The organism is Pseudomonadota bacterium (genome assembly GCA_010028905.1).
GTDB lineage: Bacteria > Vulcanimicrobiota > Xenobia > RGZZ01 > RGZZ01 > RGZZ01.
Genome location: RGZZ01000848.1, coordinates 1 through 1261 on the forward strand (window position 1 = coordinate 1; position 1261 = coordinate 1261).

General features: G+C 68.4%; 2 protein-coding genes. Both read right to left on the minus strand.

Annotated elements, in window-relative coordinates:
• Window positions 1-22: 22 nt before the first annotated feature.
• Window positions 23-868, minus strand: coding sequence for a DUF3362 domain-containing protein (locus EB084_25815; protein ID NDD31681.1), 846 nt, complete (start codon window positions 866-868; stop codon window positions 23-25).
• On the minus strand, window positions 814-1257 hold the full coding sequence (locus EB084_25820) for a hypothetical protein (protein NDD31682.1): 444 nt from the start codon (window positions 1255-1257) through the stop codon (window positions 814-816). The genes EB084_25815 and EB084_25820 overlap by 55 nt, the downstream gene beginning before the upstream one ends.
• Between the last annotated feature and the right edge of the window lie 4 nt (window positions 1258-1261).

A 1261-nucleotide genomic window follows, 5' to 3' on the forward strand; every position in this document is an offset into this window, starting at 1 on the left:
CGCGCCCCGTAGACGCGCGTGATCACGCGTTCGCGCCCGCGTGGCCCTCCCACCGCTCCTCGGCCAGCTCCTCGCGCGTGGCGCGCTCCACCTTCATGCCCATCGCGCCCACGGTGGGCTCGACCGGTCGTCCCCCGCGCACCCACGACCCCTGCGCAGGGCCAGGCGGGACCAGACAGTCCAGCCCGTGACCGATCAGGTCGCGGCGGTTCCACGCGATGAGCGCCTCCCGGATCGCGGGCCACTCCTCGCGCTTCCAGTAGAACATCAGGCTTCGCTGCCGCGCCCGCTCCTTGTGCCCGCGCGCGACGTACACCGGCTGCTTCGTGTAGGGGTCGTGGCCGCTAACGTACATCGCCGTGCTGATCGTGCCCGGCGTGGGCATGAACACCTGCACCTGCCGGCACACGAGTCCGTTGCGCTTCATGTACTGGGCGAGCTCGATCGCCTCGGTGGGGCCGGTGCCCGGGTGGGCGCACTGGAAGTACGGCACGATGAGCTGCTTCTTGCCAGCGTCCGCGCTCGCCGCGCGGAAGCGCTCCATGAAGCGCGCGAAGTGCGTGATCGAGGGCTTCCGCATGTAGTGGAGCGATTGCTCGGAGATGTGCTCCGGCGCCGTGGTGAGGGTTCCGCTCACGTGGTGGGCCGCGATCTCCTCGACGAAGTCCTCGTCCAACGCCGCGAGATCGTAGCGGAGCCCCGAATTCACGAAGACCCGCTTGATGCCGGGCAGCGTCCGCACCTCGCGCAGCAGGTCCTTGTAGGGCTGGTGATCCGTTCCGTAGTGCTTGCAGCGCACCGGGTGCAGGCAGCTCACGCGACGGCACACCTTGTTCGCCTCCTCCGACATGCAGCGCATGTGGAACATGTTGGCTTCTGGGTGGTGAGGGAGGTGACCTCGCGGACGACGCTGTCGCTCGAGCGGCTCACGACGTCCTTGCCCTGATGGAGGGTGAGCGCGCAGAAGCTGCACCCCCCGCTGCAGCCGCGGTTCACGGTGATGCTGCCCTTGATGCTCTCGAAGGCGGGGATGGGCTCGCGGTAGCAAGGGTGCGCCGCGTTCTGGTAGGGCAGCTCGTAGAGACGGTCGAGTTCGTCCGTCGTGAGCGGCACGTCCGGGGGGTTGCACCAGATCGCGCGGTCGCCGTGCCGCTGCAGGATCGCCTTCCCGCAATGGGGGTTGCTCTCGCGGTACATCACCAGGGTGAGGTGGTTGAACGCGAGGGGATCGGCGACGGTGTCATCGAAGCTCGGCACCTCC

Coding starts and splice junctions, on each gene's coding strand:
- EB084_25815 (NDD31681.1), bottom strand. CDS start 868: ATGTTCCACATGCGCTGCATGTCGGAGGAGGCGAACAAGGTGTGCCGT.